The sequence below is a fragment of the Mycobacterium sp. 1465703.0 genome (assembly GCF_001672975.1).
In the GTDB taxonomy this organism is placed as follows: Bacteria; Actinomycetota; Actinomycetes; order Mycobacteriales; family Mycobacteriaceae; genus Mycobacterium.
This window is the reverse complement of the sequence record NZ_LZKU01000091.1, coordinates 1-4,093: the sequence shown is the minus strand read 5'-3', so window position 1 is coordinate 4,093 and position 4,093 is coordinate 1. Positions and strand designations below refer to the sequence as shown.

The following is a 4,093-nucleotide window of genomic DNA, read 5'->3' as shown; positions in this document are numbered from 1 at the left end:
GGCCGGGCTGCTCGCCGCGCAGCACCTGCCCGACGTGGCGGGGCAGGATCACCGTCTCGGCGTCGATGCGGCGCAGCAGGCCCATGGCCAGCAGCTGGGGCACCGGCCGGTCGCCGGGCGCGCCGGGTGCTGCGTCCCGGGTGCGCCCCATCGGAGAGCCTTCGAGCAGTTTGTCCAGGACGTCGCGCTGCGCCTGGTTGAGGTCGTCGAGCAGGTCGGCGATCTGCTCGGCGCTGCGCGAGGTGTCCTCGAGAATGACCTGCCCCGGATGCCACGGCATTCCCGTCCCGGCGTCGGCGGCCACCCGCAGCGCCGTCTCACCCCACACCAGGGCGCGTTGCCGAAGGTCGTCCACCGCGTCCAGAACATCGGTTTCGGGGGCGCGGTCATCGATCAACGCGAGCAATTTGGCGGTCGGCACCGGCTCCGCGTCGGCCTGCAGCACCAGCAGCGCGTCGAGGACAGCCAGCCGCAGGAAGTCCAGGTCGTCGGTGCCAGCCTTGATCGACTGGCGCGCCTGGGCTCGCGCGGCCAGTGCGGCGATGCTGCCGGGTGGGGGCTGGGCGAGGTCCGGCCGCAGTTCCAACAGTCGGATCAGTTGCTCATCGGACAACTCGGCCAGCCACGACCCCAGCGGGATATCCGGGGTGTTGTCGGTCATTGCTGACCAGCGTAAAGCAGGTCGCGGGTACCGAGCAGACCTCGAAGCGCCAGGAGGGTGAGCACCGGCGGGGGCGGCGAACCCTGGTCTTGCGCACATGCTGCTCGGCCACCTGTCAGAATGGACCTTGTGGCTGACACTGCTGAGGGCAAAGCCCGCAAGACCAAGTATGTCGACAACGGCTGGCCGACGACGGATCCCGACGACCATGCGGTTAGTGAACTCGTGACCGATCGCACCGGTGCGTTGTCACCGTTCGGCGAGCTGGTGTTTCCGCTGCCCTCCACCGATCTGCCCTACCTGCACCCGGTCACCGTCGTCAATCGGTAGGTCGCCAGATGGCTAGGGCCGGTGAGGCCTCGGAAGCCTCGGCGAGCTGGGCATCAGCAGAATCCGGCCGGGGCGCCCTGTCGCATCTGGACGAGCAGGGGGCGGCGCACATGGTCGACGTCAGCGAGAAGGTTGCCACCAAGCGGACCGCGGTCGCCGCGGGTGCCCTGCGGACGTCGGCGCACGTTGTGGCGCTGATCTCGAGCGGCGGCCTACCCAAGGGCGATGCACTGGCCACCGCGCGGGTGGCCGGCATTCAGGCCGCCAAGCGCACCAGCGATCTCATCCCGCTCTGTCATCAGCTCGCGCTCACCGGTGTTGATGTCGACTTCACCGTGGGCGAGTCGGACATCGAGATCACCGCAACGGTGCGAAGCACCGATCGCACGGGTGTGGAGATGGAAGCGCTGACCGCCGTCAGCGTCGCGGGCCTGACGCTTTACGACATGATCAAAGCGGTGGACCCGGCCGCACGGATCGATGACATTCGAGTGCTGCACAAGGAAGGCGGCAAGACCGGAAGGTGGACGCGCCCATGAGCAGCCGTTCTGCCCGCGTCATCATCGCCTCGACCCGCGCTTCGGCAGGAGTGTACGACGACCGATGCGGCCCGATCATCGCTGAATGGCTTTCCGAGCGGGGCTTTTCGCCGATGCAGCCGGAGGTGGTGGCCGACGGACCGCCGGTCGGCGAAGCGCTGCGCGCGGCGATCGACGCCGAGGTCGACGTCATCATCACTTCCGGCGGCACCGGCATCTCGCCCAGCGACAGCACGCCGGACCAGACCGTGGCCGTCGTCGACTACATGATTCCCGGCCTGGCAGAAGCTATCCGCCAGTCCGGCCTGCCGAAGGTCCCGACCTCGGTCCTGTCGCGCGGTGTGTGCGGTGTGGCCGGCCAGACGCTGATCGTGAACCTGCCGGGCTCGCCCGGCGGCGTGCGCGACGGCCTGGGGGTGCTCGCCGATGTGCTCGACCACGCGCTCGATCAGCTTGCCGGTAAAGACCACAAGCGATGACGCTGGTCTTGCGCGCAGCCATGACCGAGCACCCGATTTCACTGGCTGAGCATGAGGAATTGGTGGGCCATCAGTCGGCCGGGGCCATCGTTGGATTCGTCGGCACGATCCGCGATCACGACGGCGGACGCCGGGTGGTGCGGTTGGAGTACTCCGCGCACCCGTCGGCCGAGCAGGTGATCGCCGAGGTGGTGGCCGATGTGGCCGGGCAGTCCAGCGGCGTGCGTGCGATCGCCGCCAGCCACCGAATCGGCGCGCTGCACATCGGCGACGCGGCGTTGGTGGCAGCGGTGGCCGCCGATCACCGGCAGGCTGCATTCGCCACCTGCGCGCATCTGGTTGACACCATCAAGGCGCGGCTACCGGTGTGGAAACACCAATTCTTTGCCGACGGCACCGAAGAGTGGGTCGGTTCGGCCTGACGCCGTAGGCATTTCGGCCGTCGGAACGGCACGCGACGCCCGACACGCCCCGAACAGGAGGGTATTCGGGGCGTGCGGGGATTGTGGCGGAGTTAGGCGTTGGGCGATGGCTGGGCGAGAGCGTCCAGCGCGTCGTTTCCGTGAACGTCTTGCGCCCGAACCGCGTCCCACAGCTGCTGGATGTAGCTGGCATCGTCAACCTGCTGCGGCATGCCGGCCGGCACGAAACCGTGGAAGTCGGTGTCCACGACGGCCGGTGCGTCCGCTGGGGGCGCGGGCGGCGTCGCGTCGGCCGGGGGTGCCGGCGGCAGGTCGACCGGAGGCGCGGGCGGCAGGTCGACCGGAGGCGCGGGCGGCGTCGCGTCGGCCGGGGGTGCCGGCGGCAGGTCCACGGGAGGCGCGGGGGGCATGGCGTCGGCCGGGGGAGCCGGCGGCAGGTCCGCCGGGGGTGGCGGGAGAGCGTCCGGCGGTGCGGGCCGGTCAAACGAGGCCAGCTGCACCGGAGCGGGCGGATCCGGCGGCGGCGGGGGCGGAGGAGCGTCCGGTGCGGGCGCGTCCGCGGGAGGGGCCAACGGAGCCGGGGCGCCGTTGACCCCGGGCGCGTCGAGGGCGGTCGGCGCGGGCACGTCGCGCTGGGACGGACCGGACAGGGGGCCGCCGCACACCGGCCAGGCCCCACGGCCCTGGGTCGCGAGAACCCGCTCGGCGACTGCGATCTGCTGTGCCTTGGTGGCCAATTCGGCAGACGGAGCGTATTGGCCGCCGCCGTGCGATGCCCACGTGCTGGCGCTGAATTGCACACCGCCGTGGTAGCCATTGCCGGTGTTGATGGCCCAGTTGCCGCCGGACTCGCAACGGGCTACCTGGTCCCATTCCCCGTCGGTGGCCGCGGCCGCTTGGCCGGCTAGGGCGATGCTGCCGCCACCGAGGACTGCGCCGGTAACGGCGATCTTGGCGACGCTGATGTTTGAACTGCTGGGCTTACGGTGACGTCCACTCATACGCGCCGATGTATTCCTCTCTCGTCACGCGCCTGCGAGGTCAGCTGTCGGGTTCGGGTCGGAGAGGCCACCCGGCCGGCGTTGTCTGCAAAGCGACGACGCCGACTTCACCCCTAGGAGCCGCAAGCGGCTCCAATCCGGTCACGGTGGACCGGTGGGTCCCCCGTCTCCATCCATGTAGTTCGGTTGGGCCCCCGCCTATTGGATGGAGCTCGGCGCGATAGGGAGGGGAGGTCCGCCAATTGGGAGGCTGGCGAGCCTTCGGAGACGGTAACGGTTTCTGTTGGTCTCGTCACGTCTAGCGAAACTCGGCGTTTCACTCTCGGCCATCTGCGAAAACCCCAGGAACACTTAGTGTTTCCGCAGGTCATAGCACGCGATATCGGGGCGTGACCGGGCCGTTATGGTTCCGTTACGTGAGATATTTCACAGTTTCAGCCGCCAGAGAAGGGCGGCAGAACATCAACCGTGTCTCCCGTTTGCAACGGGGTGGTCTCGTCGCGCACGGCGATCCCGTCGCGCAGGTACGAGCATCGGGTCAAGACGGTGGCCAGCCGAGATCCCCGAACGGCGAGCCGCTCGACCAGGTCGCCGACCGTCGTTCCGGGGCGCAGCACCACCGTCTCCGACTCGATGCCCGCGGCGGCGCGGGCGGCCGCGA

Annotated in this window: 6 protein-coding genes, 1 pseudogene and 1 riboswitch; of the genes and pseudogenes, 4 read left to right on the top strand and 3 right to left on the bottom strand. The window is 69.4% G+C overall.

The features are described from left to right. Positions 1-661 (bottom strand): annotated as a pseudogene (locus A5625_RS08595) (DNA-binding protein); the annotation flags it as partial. Positions 662-790: 129 nt separating this feature from the next. Here A5625_RS08595 and A5625_RS08590 point away from each other — a divergent pair. Genes A5625_RS08590 through A5625_RS08575 form a run of 4 tightly spaced genes read left to right on the top strand, consistent with a single transcriptional unit; the run spans position 791 to position 2,431 of the window. Beyond that, a complete protein-coding gene (locus tag A5625_RS08590) occupies positions 791-991 on the top strand; it encodes a hypothetical protein (protein ID WP_174320979.1) in 201 nt (66 codons plus the stop codon). Positions 992-999: 8 nt separating this feature from the next. Next, positions 1,000-1,530, top strand: coding sequence for a cyclic pyranopterin monophosphate synthase MoaC (gene moaC, locus A5625_RS08585; RefSeq protein WP_066991579.1), 531 nt, complete (start codon positions 1,000-1,002; stop codon positions 1,528-1,530). Next, on the top strand, positions 1,527-2,009 hold the full coding sequence (locus tag A5625_RS08580) for a molybdenum cofactor biosynthesis protein B (RefSeq protein WP_066991580.1): 483 nt from the start codon (positions 1,527-1,529) through the stop codon (positions 2,007-2,009). The genes moaC and A5625_RS08580 overlap by 4 nt, the downstream gene beginning before the upstream one ends. Then, a complete protein-coding gene (locus A5625_RS08575) occupies positions 2,006-2,431 on the top strand; it encodes a molybdenum cofactor biosynthesis protein MoaE (protein ID WP_066991578.1) in 426 nt (141 codons plus the stop codon). The genes A5625_RS08580 and A5625_RS08575 overlap by 4 nt, the downstream gene beginning before the upstream one ends. Positions 2,432-2,523: 92 nt before the next feature. Here A5625_RS08575 and A5625_RS08570 read toward each other — a convergent pair whose 3' ends face one another. Together A5625_RS08570 and A5625_RS08565 are read right to left on the bottom strand one after the other, a co-directional pair. Further along, a complete protein-coding gene (locus tag A5625_RS08570; protein ID WP_066991577.1) occupies positions 2,524-3,432 on the bottom strand; it encodes a transglycosylase family protein in 909 nt (302 codons plus the stop codon). Positions 3,433-3,445: 13 nt separating this feature from the next. Next, positions 3,446-3,660, bottom strand: a riboswitch (cyclic di-AMP (ydaO/yuaA leader). Between the two features lie 206 nt (positions 3,661-3,866). Further along, positions 3,867-4,093 (bottom strand): MoaD/ThiS family protein (locus A5625_RS08565; RefSeq protein ID WP_066991576.1); only part of this gene is annotated, 227 nt, incomplete at its 5' end.